This is a genomic window from Oscillibacter sp. PC13, from assembly GCF_900115635.1.
Classification (GTDB): Bacteria; Bacillota; Clostridia; order Oscillospirales; family Oscillospiraceae; genus Oscillibacter.
The window spans coordinates 48,699-61,711 of the sequence record NZ_FOXE01000008.1 but is presented as its reverse complement, the minus strand read 5'-3'; the positions used below and the strand labels follow the sequence as shown (position 1 = coordinate 61,711).

Genomic DNA, 13,013 nt, shown 5'->3' with positions numbered 1-13,013 from the left:
CCCTCTAACGGCTGACGCCGCTCGACTAGGCTGGATGGATTTAGATAGAGAGTCCGTACGCGCTTTGCAGGGCATCGCGCAGGGCGTCCATCTCGGGTTGGATAGTAGGCACCGGAGGCAATTTTTCCTTCGTGGAAGCTGGATCTTTCAAACCGGTGGATGTCAGCACAGCCACAACCTTCTGGTCGGGGGCAATCTTGCCCTCTTTTGCCAACTTTGCCAGAGCCACCAGACTGGTGCAGGAACTGGCCTCGGCATAGATACCCTCGGAGGAGGCCAGCATCAGCTGCATTTCCATGGTCTCCTTGTCATTGGAAGAGCGGGCGTAGCCGTTGGAAGCCCGGACGGCCTCCAGGCCCTGCCAGGTGCACAGCCCGTTTGCGATGGAGAAGGAGACAGACCATTCAGAGGGAACGGAAACCGGATCCTTGCTGCCGGCGGCCAGGGTCTTTTCAATGGAGCCGAATACTTCAGCCGCCACAAACTGGGGCACCTTTTCGATACAGCCCATTTCCTTCAAATCGCAGGCCCCCTTGAAGGTGCCATACAGGCCATCGGAGTAGCAGGCCGGAACGGAGATCATATCGGGCGCTGTGTTGCCCAACTGCTCGTAGATCTCAAAGGCGATGGATTTGTAGCCGTCGATGCCGTAGCAGTTGCTGCCGATTGCCGGCGCCTGGAAGCCGCTGATGGGCATCCAGCCAAGCTGGTCTACACATTTCCCCATAATGGTCCAGCGATCCACAGCGGTTGGGGTCACGATGACGCAGGCACCGTAGGCCTGCATAAGCGTCTTCATAGTCTCGGGTACCTGAGGAACGGTAAAAATGACGCAGGGCATACCAGCTGCGGCGGCATAAGCCGCGGCGGCCGCACCGTGGTTGCCGGTAGAGGCAATGGTGACTGCCTGGGCGCCCTCGTAACGGGCCTTCGTCAGGATCAGGGAGCACAGACGATCCTTATAGGACATGGTGGGGTTGCGGGACTCGTCTTTGACATAGAGGTTCCGGATTCCCAGCTTTTCGCCCAGACGATCCAGCTTCAGCAAGGGCGTGTTGCCCTCCCCAATGCTCACGGGCACGGCATCGTCTGCCAGGGGATAGAAGTCCCGGAAGCGGAAAATGCCGGGCTGGCCGTTCTGGCCGGGGAACTTGGCGCCTGCCAAATCATAACGGGCGGTGTAGTTTGCACCCACGCCCTCGGCCTTGCAAACCGGGCATCCGGTGTAAAACGGGTCTCCGCCCAGGGGATGACCGCAGCGGATGCAGGTCATTTCTTTAAAATAGCTCATTTTAAACCTCCAGGACGATCAGGGCGTCGCCGCTCTTATCCAAATAGCGGCAGCCATCCTTTGTAACGACGACTGTGTTTTCCATCTGCACGCCGCCCCATCCCAGTTCGTAGTAAGGCGTCTCCACATTGAGGACCATGCCCTCCACCAAGGGAGTCGTGTCGCCGGGAGCCACGGAGGGATAATCATAACACTCCACGCCGATGCCGTGACCGCAGTGGTGGCGCTCATAGTGGGGGATGCCGTTTTGGCGGGTGGACTGCATGGCGGTTTCAAACACCTGCTCTGCCGTGATGCCGGGCTTGATGGCAGCAATGGCATCGTGGGTGCCCCGGCGGACAGCCTCGAAATAGCGGGCAGTCTTTTCATCAGGCCGGCCAACGACGGCGGTGCGGGCCAGGTCGGAGTTATAGCCGTTCCACACGCAGCCGTAGTCGAAGCGGATGATATCGCCCGGCTGGATGGCCAGATCTGTGTTTTTCGTGTCGGAGTATGCAGCGCGGTGGGAAGCCGTGGCCACAAAGAAAAGCGGTTTGGCGTCATGCCGGGCCAGCTCCATCTGATAGGTATGCTGGAGATCCAGCTCGGTCATACCGGGCTTGAAGTCCTTCAGCGCCGCGGCCAAAGCCGCCTCAGCAATCTCGGTTGCGCGCTCCACGCCAGCGATCTCCTCCTGGTGCTTGACCAGACGTGCCTTCATGAAAACAGAGGAACCGGGGAAAATCTCCGCAGCGGGGCAAGCCTTCACCACGGCGTTCCAGTTGGTAATGCAGCAGCGATTTTCATCAAACGCCACACGCTTGGCACCGGAGGCCCGAATGGCTGCGGCCAAAGCGGCTGGAAGGGTACCGAAATTGCGGGTGGCCTGAGTTTTTGCCAGCAGCTCTGTGAGAGGATGGCCCTCCACACCAGCAAACTTGAAAGAACCGTAGCAGTACACGTCGGCATCCATGCCGGTCTCCTCCACAATGCTGGGCAGCTCCGCGATGGATCCCACGATGCTCACCGCACCGTCGGCAGGGCGGAAGAGCGCGTAGCTCTCCGTCCGCTGGAGGACATCCGTGTTGATGCTGAAATATCCGGAGATGTATTTGACGTTGGCTGGTAAAGAAGCCACCACCAGATCTGCGCCGGCCTCCTGCGCAGCCTGTGTCAGCCGCTGAACGCGGAATTCCTTGAGGGTCATTTCTCTTACACCTCGTTTTACTTGCTGTATTTACTGATGATCTCTTCAGAGAAGAACTGCATATGATCCCGGGTCTCGTCCAGGTTGTTGTCAGCGAAAATCAAGGCGGAGAAGGTAGTGACACCCGCCTCGATATAGCGCTCCACCTGGGCGCGGACCTCATCCACAGATCCGATCAGGTTACGCTCCAGATAGTTGGTGGCATCCTTTCCCTTCATAGTAGACTTCCCCAGAGAGCAGCTGTGGCGGTAAATCTGAGATTTCTCGTAGCGGGCAACAGCCTCTTCGTGCGTCTTGGCAATGGACACGGAAATCTGGGGAGCCACATCGATGTCCGCAATGCTGCGGCCCACAGCGGCGCATTCCTCCGTAATGGCATCCACGCCAGCCTTGACCTCAGAGGGGGTCAGCAGAGCAGGCAACCAGCCTGTGCCCCACTGGGCCACGCGGTGATAACCCTTGGTAGAGTTGCCGCCGAAGTAGAACGCGAAAGGTGCCTGAATGGGATGGGGGAAGCACTGGGCATTTTGGATGTCAAAGTACTTTCCGGTATAGGTGATGTTGTCCTCGGTGAACAGCTTGTGCATGATGGCGATAGACTCGTCCAGCATCTCGCCGCGGATCATGCCCTGGGCGTGGCCGCCGAATTCAGCTTCAAATTCCTCGCGGTAAGCGCCCAAGCCCACGCCCAGCAGCAGGCGGCCTCCGGAGAGCTGATCGAGGGTAGCAATCTCCTTGGCCATGACCAGGGGATTGCGGAAGGGAACAACCAGCAGCGCGGTGGCCACCTTCAGCGTGGTGGTCCGCTCAGCGATAGCAGCCAGTGTCAGCAGCGGGGCGTAATAGCGGGGCGGCTGCTGGAACTCCTCGCGGACGTAATTTTGAGTGGTGATGTGGTCATTGCCCCAAACGGAGTGGAAGCCGAGCTTCTCTGCATAAACAGACAGTTCCACCACGTCTCTTGCGGAAGAGTAGGGGATGGGGTACATAAGCCCCTCCGTACCGGTTGCAATGCCGAGACCAAAGTTTGCCTTCATTTTGGATATCCTCCTTCATATGTCGAACATGGTTATGGAATGGGCAGAGAGGGACCGATCAGCGGGGGCTGCTCCTGGCGGAGGCTCTGAACCTCCCGCAGGTAGCGGTAGATCGTTTGCTCGGATACATCCAGCCGTTTGGCCACCATGCCCACCGCCCCCTTCAAGACGAAAAGGCCCCGGGCGTGGAGCCGCTCCACAATCCGTTTCTTTTCGTCGATTGTCAATCGTTGAGAGGGAACGGGGTAATCCGCCATAATCCGTTCAATGGCGTTGTTCATGGTGTCCTCCACCGAGGCGGAGAAGGTCTCCTGAACCATCGGCAGTACCGGCGAAACAGGTGCCTTTTCCGGTTCCGGAGCAGTAGAGAAGCGCGTGAACTGTTTGATAAGGTTTCCGGCATTGATCCAGTCCGTGATGTCTTGGTTCAGGCAGAACAGACCGATGGTGGTGCCGCTTTCATCCCGGATAAAAAAGGTAGACGATTTTAAGATCCGGTTTCGGTCCGGGGTAGATCCCGGGTAGTTCACCGCAAAGGGCTTGTCCTGATATTGGGGGTCGTGCACCACTTCCAGGCCAAAGTCTGTGATGTGGCCGCCCACCTGGCGATTGGTAATATGTCCGTTGGCGATGGCGACGATAGAGTGTTCAATATTCGTAAGGTCGTGCAGAATGACCTCACAGCTTTCACCGAAAGCCTGACCGAAATACTCCACCAAGGGAACATACGGCAACAGAAGAGGATTGATTTCCAAGCCTTCCACCTTCTTTATTGAAAATAGATCGTTGAGAGATATAAGAAAAAGGGGCAAGCCGCGGTAAACCGCCACGCGTGTGCACCCCTTTGTAACAGCTTCTCTCGATGTGTTAATCTTTTTTTAACACAGTGACAAAAAAATGTCAACACAAAAAATGAATAAATTATGAAACCGGATAGTTTCACAGAAGAATGAAGCATAATTTGGATAGTTTGATCGATGCTTGTCGCTTGACAAAATCGTTCGGCATGGTATCCTGAGAATAATTTTACCTGCGAAAGGAGCGGCATATGGAAAAACTGGATATTTTTCCAGTACACGGCGCGGAAGAATGGACAGCCGGAATGGACTTGGCAGCATGGATCACGGCACGGTTTTCCCTGGAGGAGGGCGATGTGGTGGTGGTCTCCTCCAAAGCAGTATCCAAGGCGGAGGGGCATATGCTTCAGCAGGAAGAGCTTGTCCCGTCCGCCTTTGCAAAAGAGTTGGCGGATCGGACAGGGCATGATCCGGTATACTGCGAGGCAGTGTTGCGGGAGAGTCGGGACATTGTGCGCATGGCCCCGGGCGTAATAATCTGCCGCACGCGTCATGGGTTTGTAGTGGCCAATGCAGGAGTGGATGCCTCCAACTGCCGGGAGGGCGAGTACGCCATTTTGCCGCCGAACCCCGACAGCTCTGCCGCTCGCATCCGGGATGCTTTGGCGGAACGAACCGGTAAACAGGTGGCGGTAATCTTGTCGGACACCTTCGGCCGTGCCTGGCGGGTGGGGCAGACGGACCTGGCCGTGGGGGTCGCCGGTATGACTCCCCTTCGGAACTACCGCGGATGCGCGGACCGATATGGGCGGGAGCTGTACTGGACCTGTCTGGCGGACGCAGATGAGTTGGCCTCTGCAGCAGAGCTGGTGCGGGGCAAAGCTGACGGCGTCCCCGTTGTGGTGATCCGCGGATACTGTCCCCAGGGAAGCGGCTCTGCAGCAGACCTGGTGATGCCCCCGGAGCGCGATCTGTTCCGGTAAAACAACCCCCGCTGCTGTTGAAACAGCAGCGGGGGTTGTTTTTTTAGAAAGAGAGTTTACTCCAAGAATCAATGGCAGCCCGGATGGATCTGGTACGCTCGATGGATCCCTTGCCCTCCACACAGCGTGCGGAGAATTTAGCGAGCCAGGTCTGCATCTGCTCCATGGACTCGTACTGCCCGCGATCCCGCAGCATCTCCATCAGCTCCCCGCGGTCGAAATCCTGATAGACCTCCTCATGGATCAGGTATTTCTGCTGGTAGCGGCGGATGGGGGCCCGATTCAGCTGCTGCTCTGTGGCATAGCCGATGCAGAGGGTAACCACCGGTACCACGCCCGCCGGACAGCCCAAAGCGGCAGTGCGATCCTCAAAATGCTCCATGATATCTCCCAAATACACAGAGCTCAGGCCCAGAGTCTCTGCTGCCAATACCGCATTCTCAGCGGCGATGACTGTGTCAATTACGGCCAGCTGATACTCCCCCTCCTGGGGGCGGCGGTTGCTTTCTGTCATGCCGTCGAAGATGCGGCTCCAGCGGCGGTAATCCGCGCAGAACACCAGCACCATGGGCGCCCGCCGGATAGCAGGCTGTTTTGACAGCTTGGCCCGGATCTCCGGGTCAGAAACGGAAATGACGCTGTACATCATCATATTTTCCGTGGTGGGGGCGGCAAGAATCGCGTCATAGATGGCCTGGCGCTTTTCGGGCTCCACGTCCCGTTCAATAAAATCCCGGACGGATTTCCGATTCTTAATCAGCGCAAGGGCATTCGGATGCTCTTCATACATAGGGCTCTTTCCTCGCTTCGATTGATTTATAAATCGCCTGCCCCACCGGATGATACAGGCACAGGGCAAAAACGCTGTTGAGTCCAGTCTTTACCAGGTTATAGGGGATGATGTAGATCATGGAGGAGGATACCGCTGCAGGATCCATCCCATACTGCAGATGCAGGATGACGTAGTTCGCCGGGATCATAACCAGCGTGGCAGCCACAGCGCCCGCAAAGCAGCACAGGATCATCTGTACCTTTGAGGCAGACCGCAGCCTTCCCAGCAGAAACGTGGCGCAGCCCGCAAAGACGCAGGTAGCCAGCAGGTCGCTGAGGTGACCGTATGGGCTCCCTCCATGCACCAGAAAATACAAAATACACTTGACAATCGCACACTCCAGTGCTCCGGCGGGTCCCAGCAATAACCCGCATAGTAGGATGACGCCGCCGCTGGGTTCATATTTGAGATAAGTTGCCCCGGGGATGACGGAGATGCCAAAGCAAAGCATACACAGCATCGCGATGGATGCCAGCAGTGCAATGAACACCCTCCGCTTCAGCGGGGTGATTGGCAGCTTTTTCAAACCAAATGCCTCCTTTGTATAAAATTCCCCCGACGAAAAACAGCTCGCGGAGTTGATACCTTTTTAACACATTAAAAAATTTTTGTCAACACATGGAGGCATTGGTTTCTTATTTTTTAGAAAAGGCCTCCCCCTGAATTTGGTAAAGCTGCCGTTCCTTTGGCAGCCGGAGGTCGGCGGCATCAGTCTCCAGGAAGGAAGGTGCAAAGCCGCGCACCAGGACAGCGGGGATGCCTTCACTCCCCTGTCCCATGACCAGAGTTGCTGCGCCGGCGATTTCGTCCGCCACAGCCTCCTGCGTGCTGACCAGCTGTCGCCCGTCCCGATCAGCGGCTCCCGTATAACGACGGATAGGATCCAACCCGAAGCAGCCCACCGCCACACCGACAGTACCGCTGCGGAGAGCGCGGCCGTGGGTGTCGCAGATGACGACCGGGATCGGAAAGCCACACTGGGCAGTGAGGGATCTGCTGATATCTCTGGCTTGGGTGTCGCAGTCCTCCGGGAGCAGAACCACGGTGTCCCGTCCGCCGGCGTTAGAGGCGTCTACCCCGGCGTTGCAGCAGATCCAGCCGTCCCGGCGCTCTGCGATTAGAATCCCGCGGTCACAGGCATATACGGTGTCCGCGCAGGACAGGATCACCTCTGTCAAACGCGGGTCTTTCCCAACTCGTTCCGCAATTGCATAGGCCTGCTCGGAGGGGGTTACGGCAGATAAATTTCGAACCTGCCCAGCAGCCTTTGAAAGAATCTTATGGGTGACAACCAAAATATCCCCGGGCTGCGGAGTGACCTCGGAGACCGCCAGGGCATCCCAAAGAAGCTGCGGGAGACAGCAGCCTGTGGTCACATCGGGAATTCCCGACAATGGGTGAAACGAAAGCGTGTTCATGAAGCGCCGCTCCTTTAAAATAGATTTCCAACCAGTGGTTGGCGGATTCAAAAGCACAAATTTGTCTTAATTTCAAATATATTCCTGAAAATACAGGCAAAAATATCACCATTTTTGCGTCTATATTATAGAGTGTTTTTCTGCCTATTTCAATGACCTCCTTTTGTCCGGCAAAGAGCACTCTGTTTCCTTGTTCCTCATGGAAGCGGCGGGGCCCCGTCCTTGATGCGCGGTCTCAATTGAAGGTCCAGGTTTTCCGTGTTAGAATAAGCGGGACCGCTTCATATCTTTTTTAACTTTCACTGATTTTTCTGTTTCTGAAACATTTTTGATTCCCCAGTTGTATAGCATGCAGAACCGATAAGCTGCGATCCATTTGCAATACAGAAAGGAAGCAATTATGATGAAGAAGATTTTTTTAATGCTTTTGACCCTCTCCCTGACCTCCGCTTTGGCCGTTACGGCCCTGGCGGCTCCCATTGCCGCCCCCATTGCCGACGCAGAAAAGGCCGTCTCCACGGCAGCCGGCTCCTATACCGTTCAGGTAAACGGCAAGGACAGCGGCGCCGCGGCCTGCATCATGGTGCCTCTGCGCACCGTCGCTGAGTCCCTGGGCTTCACGGTGCAGTGGAACAACGGAACCGTTCTGGTAGATGATGGCGTCATGCACACGGAAATCGTCATCGGCAAGGACCTCTATACGGTTGTCACCAGTTCCGACAGCTTGGTCGGCATGAGCGCTCCCTTCTCCCTGGGCGTTCCCTCCTATGTGGCCGGCGGTGTGACCTATGTCCCTCTGGGGCTGTTTGACGCACTGCTGGGCAGCAAGGAAGGTACCGTCACCATCAACGGCGGCACCATTCAGATAGAGGCCGACCGCACCGCCGACAGCAACACAGAAATCCCCAACCCGTTCCAGAATTATGAAACTCTGGATACCGCCGCCCAGGCTGCCGGCTTTTCTCTGTCCGTACCCGAGACCGTACCCGGCTTCCAGCGGAGCGGCATCCAGGTGTTCAACAACGAGATGATCCAGGTCTTTTTCGGCAGCGGCGAGGATGAGATCCTGGTCCGCAAGGCCGCCGGCAGCGCGGACATCAGCGGCGATTACAACGTCTATGCCGAGACCGGCACTCTGACAGTGGGCCAGCTGGAGATCACTGTGAAGTGCAATGACGGCCTTGTCCACGTGGCCACCTGGACCGACGGCGGTTACAGCTACGCCGTGGACGCCAGCGCCGGTCTGAGCAAGGCCCCCTCTCCGCCCTGATTGCCGCCGTCCGCTGACGCACACCAGACCCCCCATTCCAATTTTAGGAGGAAGCATTTGTGGAGCTTCTTTTGATATCCCCTGTCTCCTGGCTCTGTTTTTTGCGGCGCCTTCTGCCGTCCGCCGGAATATTTCCGGCTGGTTCGCAGGAGAACGCCGCCCCCCGCTCCCCCGCTGAAACGGCCCGGGAGCGAAACCGGCAGGCAGAGCGGCTGTTGGATACCTACGGTAACCATATTCTGCGGCTGGCCTACTCCTATCTCCACAATTCGGGAGACGCGGAGGATGTCCTGCAGGATACGCTGATCCAGTTTTTAAAAGCGGAACCCATTTTTGAAAGCGGCATCCAGGAAAAAGCCTGGCTGCTGCGGGTGGCGGCCAATCTCAGCAAAAATCGCATCCGTTACAACAAGGTCCGGGATGCCGACCAGCTCCAAGAGACCCTCGCCGCCGAGGAACGGGCGGATCTCTCCTTTGTCTGGGAGGCTGTGAAATCTCTGCCCCAGCCCTATCGGGAGGTACTCCATCTCTTCTATTATGAGGGTTGTTCCAGCGCCGAGATTTCCTCCATCCTGGGGCTCAAGGAGGCCACTGTCCGCACCCATCTCCGACGGGGCCGGGCGCGGCTGAAGGACATTTTAAAGGAGGCCTATGATTTTGACGAATCCGTATGAGGAAATTATGGACCATATCCAGCTGACCCCGGAGATGCGCGCCCGGGTTCTGACACACATTGCGTCCACGGATCCAACTCCCCATCCCCGGGCAATCTGTTTCCCCGCCAAAAAGCTGTGGCTCTCCGCCGCATGTCTGGCCCTTCTGTTGGCCGGTGTCCGTTTTCTGCCGGGGACATGGGGGGGTCCCTCCGTGGACCAGCCGCAGCAGGTGATTCCGGACATTGTCACCTGCGACTCCGCAGAGGCCCTGTCCCAGGCAGTGGGTTTTTCCATTCAGGATATTGAAGCCCTTCCCTTCCAGCCGGAAACGCGCACATACACCGTCTACTGGAAGACGCTGGCGGAAATTTCCTACACCAGCAGCAGTGCTTCCGCCGACTACCGGAAGTCCCCCGGCAGCGAGGATAATTCCGGCGACTACACTGCCTATGCCGCTGAAACAGAGCTGGATGCAAACGGCTGCGCCGTCACATTGAAGGGCGACGGCGACACCTACGCGCTGGCCGTCTGGTCCGATGGGACCTACGCCTACTCCCTGCGCCTTTCCCCCGGTCTTTCAGCGGATGAATGGACACCCATTCTCTCCGAGCTTTGCGGAACGTAACCGTAGCCAATTGGGGGCATTCAAGGAGGCTTCCCTGGCTATATGTATTGTTTTGGATCAGGCAATTCCATTATTCAAGGACTTGTATCGGCCTTTCTGATCTGGGATACGGTTCGCCTTCAGCAGGAAATCGACATCCGTACCAAGCGGTATATCGCGGACGTATCCGTTCAACTGACAGACAGTATTAACAGCCTGCTCGATCATATCACTGTGGATTTAAAAACGTTGGGAGACACTTTGCTGCAGGCCACTATCCATGACCTGGAGACAATTCACGGGTATTTACAAGATAAGGCGTCCTTGCTCGGGTACTCCTCCTTTATTTTTGTGAGTCCTGATGGCAGCGTCTGCCAGTCGAACTCCGCAGTGGAGAACGTCCTCTCCCTGCCGGGAATTCAGGCATCCATGGCAGGTAAAAACGGCATCTCCTTCATGGGAGGACAAAATATTCTGTACAGCGTCGCCCTTTACCGAAGCGGTGAATTTGCCAGTGCTGGGCGGCATCCGGGACAAGGGCAATATGCAGTCTCTGATTCAGTCCGAAAGCTTCAGCGGCCAGAGTCTGACCTGTATTATCAATCAGTCGTAGCAGGTGGTTATCTCTCCAACGGACATTGCTCCCTTTCTGGAGCTTGACAGTATTTTCAAAGAAGATCCCACCAGCATGACCGTGCAGGATATTTTCCAAATGGAACGGGATATTGCAAATGGGAAGGCGGGACTTTTCCGATTTGACGGGGTCAGCGGGGACAATCTAATCCTCGCCTATAATCCGCTGGACAGCTATGGCTGGGTTTTGCTGACTCTGGTACCCAGCAATGTGGTCTCAGGAAAAATGGATCTTTATATTCGCGAGAGCTATCTGATTGTCGCCATTGTAATTGCATTATTGGGTTTCATTCTTGGATTGCTCTTTGCCTGTCTACTTTCCTATTCCCACAGAATGGAAAAGGCCGCTTTTGTGGACAGTGTGACAGGCGGGATGAACAACACTGCTTTTTGTCTCCGCTGTGAGGCCCTTCTGCCCCACGCTCCGCCAAACACCCATTCCATTATTTTGCTGAACATCAAAAAGTTCAAGCTGATTAATATGGACCTCAGCAGTGACATCGGCGATTTGGTCTTGAAGCGGCTGATGCATGTTCTTCAGGCACAAACGGCATGGATTGGCTTTGCTGGCCGTATGCATGCTGACATTTTTTATCTCTGCGTAAAAGAGACGGACCGAGACAGGCTTTTGGCGCTGGTTAAGGAGATTCAGCACGATGTGGCCACTGAGGTTCAGCAGGTCAGCCAGTACCGCAGTTCCCCGATGCCCTTCATTCTCCAGTCCGGCATTTACATTGTGGATGATCCCACCCCTAAAATCAGAGTCATGCAGGATCGGGCCAACGTCGCTTGTCAGAACGGCACCGAGGCGGAGGACGGTATCTGCAAGTTCTTTTAGGCGGATGTTCTCGTTCAGCTGGAGCGATAGCAGCTGCTGAACGGCAGCTTTGCAGCCTCCCTGGAGCAGCATCATTTTAAGGTTTATCTGCAGCCCAAAATCTGTCTGGCGGATGGTTGTGCCTGCGGTGCAGAGGCATTGGTTCGCTGGCAGCATCCGGAAAGGGGGCTAATTTGTCCGGACAAATTCATTTCGCTGTTTGAGAAAAATGGAAACATCTGCCGCTTGGATCTCTATGTGTTTGAGGAGGTCTGCAAACTGCTGCGGCGCAGAATGGATTCCGGACAGCTATTGTTTCCCATCTCGGTCAATCTCTCCCGGCAGCACTTCCAGGATCCCGATTTTCTAAATACCTATGAGGCTCTCGCCCGGCGGTATGGCATTCTCCGAGGGATAATTGAGCTGGAACTGACAGAGGCCGTCTTTTTCGATGACCGCGCCATTGAGAACGTCAAGCGGGAAATCAGGCGGATGCATGAGATGGGCTTTTCCTGCTTTCTGGATGACTTTGGATCCGGCTTCTCCTCCTTAGGGCTTTTGATGGAGTTTGATATTGACACCATCAAGCTGGACCGCAGGCTGACCAAAAATCTCTCCAATCAAAAGGCCCGCTGTGATATGGTACAGAGATACATCTATTCCAAGCCTTTGCCAATTCCGGCATTTGAGGAATGGATCCCGCAGCAAAACAAACTGCCGTAATAGCCGGCAGCTCTTGCCCTCCCCCATTGATAAAAAAGGCAGCTTCGCATATGCGAAGCTGCCTTTTTTATCAAATAAACGTGATTTGAAAGGACAACGGAAGTACAACCCGGCCGCAGCCGCATTAAACCGAAGGCGGTTCCTGCTCCATCCTTCTGGAGGATCTCCACCCCTGCCAAGCCGTACGCCATTGCAGCAGCCAGCTCGGCACCACATCCTTCGGGAAGAAGTAATTAATCCCCAGTGCCACCAAAACGCCTACCGCTGTATCCAGCGTGCGGTTCAGCGCATAGCTGATATAGGTATCCACCGGCGTGTTGAACAGTAAAATACACAGCACCACACCGCCCGGCTGTACACCGCCAACCCAGAAAATCTGGCAGAGCACAATCAGTAAAATGGTCCCAATAAATACCAGAAGGACCAGCAGCGGCGTATATCCTCCCTCTGGATAGAAGCACAGGTAAATGCGGAAGAGCACTATCCCTAAAAATCCCCCGATGGCCGTTCCAAATAGACGGTTTCCCCCGTTCAGGCGGGAATCCTCCATATCAGATCCCATCCCGAAAATGGCTCCAATACAAGCGAATGCAGGACTTCTTTCCCAATAGTAGTATATCAACGCACAAAGCGCGGCGGCTAACGCAGTTTTGATATTGCGCAGTCCAATGGTGGGACGGCGATGCATTGGCTTCCTTTCCATCAGTATAGGCTCCCCCGATTTTTTATTGAAAGTCCCGTTAAGAAAACGTTTGTGAATATTATA

15 protein-coding genes are annotated in these 13,013 nt (G+C 55.7%); 7 read left to right on the top strand and 8 right to left on the bottom strand.

Annotated features, from left to right (window positions below; translation table 11 throughout):
• Positions 1-40 precede the first annotated feature (40 nt).
• The 4 genes from BMZ81_RS06360 to BMZ81_RS06345 are packed head-to-tail and all read right to left on the bottom strand — an operon-like array spanning position 41 to position 4,269.
• Positions 41-1,291 carry a threonine synthase gene (locus tag BMZ81_RS06360; protein ID WP_091129963.1) on the bottom strand — a complete coding sequence of 417 codons (1,251 nt, stop codon included), beginning with the start codon at positions 1,289-1,291 and terminating at the stop codon, positions 41-43.
• 1 nt (position 1,292) lies between these two features.
• Entirely contained in the window at positions 1,293-2,477 is a 1,185-nt protein-coding gene (locus BMZ81_RS06355; protein WP_091129961.1) for a M24 family metallopeptidase, read from the bottom strand.
• Positions 2,478-2,494: 17 nt separating this feature from the next.
• On the bottom strand, positions 2,495-3,514 hold the full coding sequence (locus BMZ81_RS06350) for an LLM class flavin-dependent oxidoreductase (protein WP_091129959.1): 1,020 nt from the start codon (positions 3,512-3,514) through the stop codon (positions 2,495-2,497).
• A 32-nt stretch (positions 3,515-3,546) separates the two neighbouring features.
• The gene (locus BMZ81_RS06345) at positions 3,547-4,269 is read right to left on the bottom strand and encodes a helix-turn-helix transcriptional regulator (protein WP_143072746.1); all 723 of its coding nucleotides are present in this window, start codon (positions 4,267-4,269) and stop codon (positions 3,547-3,549) included.
• Between the two features lie 293 nt (positions 4,270-4,562).
• Between BMZ81_RS06345 and cofE (BMZ81_RS06340) the strand changes: the two genes are divergently transcribed.
• Positions 4,563-5,294: a coenzyme F420-0:L-glutamate ligase gene (gene cofE, locus BMZ81_RS06340; protein ID WP_207645612.1), complete on the top strand. Its 732-nt coding sequence runs from the start codon at positions 4,563-4,565 to the stop codon at positions 5,292-5,294.
• 43 nt (positions 5,295-5,337) lie between these two features.
• Here the strand turns inward: cofE (BMZ81_RS06340) and BMZ81_RS06335 are convergent, their stop codons facing one another.
• From BMZ81_RS06335 to cofE (BMZ81_RS06325), 3 genes are all read right to left on the bottom strand, one after another.
• Positions 5,338-6,084, bottom strand: a complete 747-nt coding sequence (locus BMZ81_RS06335) for a nitroreductase family protein (RefSeq protein WP_091129955.1) — start codon at positions 6,082-6,084, stop codon at positions 5,338-5,340.
• Entirely contained in the window at positions 6,077-6,652 is a 576-nt protein-coding gene (locus BMZ81_RS06330) for an ECF transporter S component (protein WP_091129953.1), read from the bottom strand. The genes BMZ81_RS06335 and BMZ81_RS06330 overlap by 8 nt, the downstream gene beginning before the upstream one ends.
• A gap of 109 nt (positions 6,653-6,761) precedes the next feature.
• Positions 6,762-7,544 (bottom strand): coenzyme F420-0:L-glutamate ligase, encoded by a 783-nt coding sequence (gene cofE, locus BMZ81_RS06325; RefSeq protein WP_091129951.1) that lies wholly within the window; start codon positions 7,542-7,544, stop codon positions 6,762-6,764.
• A 400-nt stretch (positions 7,545-7,944) separates the two neighbouring features.
• Between cofE (BMZ81_RS06325) and BMZ81_RS06320 the strand changes: the two genes are divergently transcribed.
• Genes BMZ81_RS06320 through BMZ81_RS06295 form a run of 6 tightly spaced genes read left to right on the top strand, consistent with a single transcriptional unit; the run spans position 7,945 to position 12,247 of the window.
• A complete protein-coding gene (locus tag BMZ81_RS06320; protein ID WP_091129948.1) occupies positions 7,945-8,814 on the top strand; it encodes a copper amine oxidase N-terminal domain-containing protein in 870 nt (289 codons plus the stop codon).
• A 59-nt stretch (positions 8,815-8,873) separates the two neighbouring features.
• Positions 8,874-9,488 carry an RNA polymerase sigma factor gene (locus tag BMZ81_RS06315; protein ID WP_242942579.1) on the top strand — a complete coding sequence of 205 codons (615 nt, stop codon included), beginning with the start codon at positions 8,874-8,876 and terminating at the stop codon, positions 9,486-9,488.
• The gene (locus BMZ81_RS06310) at positions 9,472-10,095 is read left to right on the top strand and encodes a hypothetical protein (RefSeq protein WP_143072745.1); all 624 of its coding nucleotides are present in this window, start codon (positions 9,472-9,474) and stop codon (positions 10,093-10,095) included. Before BMZ81_RS06315 ends, BMZ81_RS06310 begins: the two co-directional genes overlap by 17 nt.
• Before the next feature lie 42 nt (positions 10,096-10,137).
• Complete coding sequence (locus BMZ81_RS06305; protein ID WP_091129944.1) at positions 10,138-10,734, top strand: hypothetical protein; 597 nt, start codon at positions 10,138-10,140, stop codon at positions 10,732-10,734.
• Between the two features lie 52 nt (positions 10,735-10,786).
• A complete protein-coding gene (locus tag BMZ81_RS06300) occupies positions 10,787-11,545 on the top strand; it encodes a sensor domain-containing diguanylate cyclase (RefSeq protein WP_177187224.1) in 759 nt (252 codons plus the stop codon).
• 33 nt (positions 11,546-11,578) lie between these two features.
• Positions 11,579-12,247: an EAL domain-containing protein gene (locus BMZ81_RS06295; RefSeq protein ID WP_091129940.1), complete on the top strand. Its 669-nt coding sequence runs from the start codon at positions 11,579-11,581 to the stop codon at positions 12,245-12,247.
• Between the two features lie 124 nt (positions 12,248-12,371).
• Here BMZ81_RS06295 and BMZ81_RS06290 read toward each other — a convergent pair whose 3' ends face one another.
• A complete protein-coding gene (locus BMZ81_RS06290) occupies positions 12,372-12,935 on the bottom strand; it encodes an FUSC family protein (RefSeq protein ID WP_242942580.1) in 564 nt (187 codons plus the stop codon).
• Positions 12,936-13,013: the final 78 nt, after the last annotated feature.

Excerpts from the sequence above, each read along its gene's own strand:
- BMZ81_RS06350 (WP_091129959.1), bottom strand. The coding sequence starts at position 3,514 with ATGAAGGCAAACTTTGGTCTCGGCATTGCAACCGGTACGGAGGGGCTT.
- BMZ81_RS06300 (WP_177187224.1), top strand. The coding sequence starts at position 10,787 with ATGGAACGGGATATTGCAAATGGGAAGGCGGGACTTTTCCGATTTGAC.
- BMZ81_RS06320 (WP_091129948.1), top strand. The coding sequence starts at position 7,945 with ATGATGAAGAAGATTTTTTTAATGCTTTTGACCCTCTCCCTGACCTCC.
- BMZ81_RS06360 (WP_091129963.1), bottom strand. The coding sequence starts at position 1,291 with ATGAGCTATTTTAAAGAAATGACCTGCATCCGCTGCGGTCATCCCCTG.
- BMZ81_RS06305 (WP_091129944.1), top strand. The coding sequence starts at position 10,138 with ATGTATTGTTTTGGATCAGGCAATTCCATTATTCAAGGACTTGTATCG.
- cofE (WP_091129951.1), bottom strand. The coding sequence starts at position 7,544 with ATGAACACGCTTTCGTTTCACCCATTGTCGGGAATTCCCGATGTGACC.
- cofE (WP_207645612.1), top strand. The coding sequence starts at position 4,563 with ATGGAAAAACTGGATATTTTTCCAGTACACGGCGCGGAAGAATGGACA.
- BMZ81_RS06290 (WP_242942580.1), bottom strand. The coding sequence starts at position 12,935 with ATGCATCGCCGTCCCACCATTGGACTGCGCAATATCAAAACTGCGTTA.
- BMZ81_RS06355 (WP_091129961.1), bottom strand. The coding sequence starts at position 2,477 with ATGACCCTCAAGGAATTCCGCGTTCAGCGGCTGACACAGGCTGCGCAG.
- BMZ81_RS06335 (WP_091129955.1), bottom strand. The coding sequence starts at position 6,084 with ATGTATGAAGAGCATCCGAATGCCCTTGCGCTGATTAAGAATCGGAAA.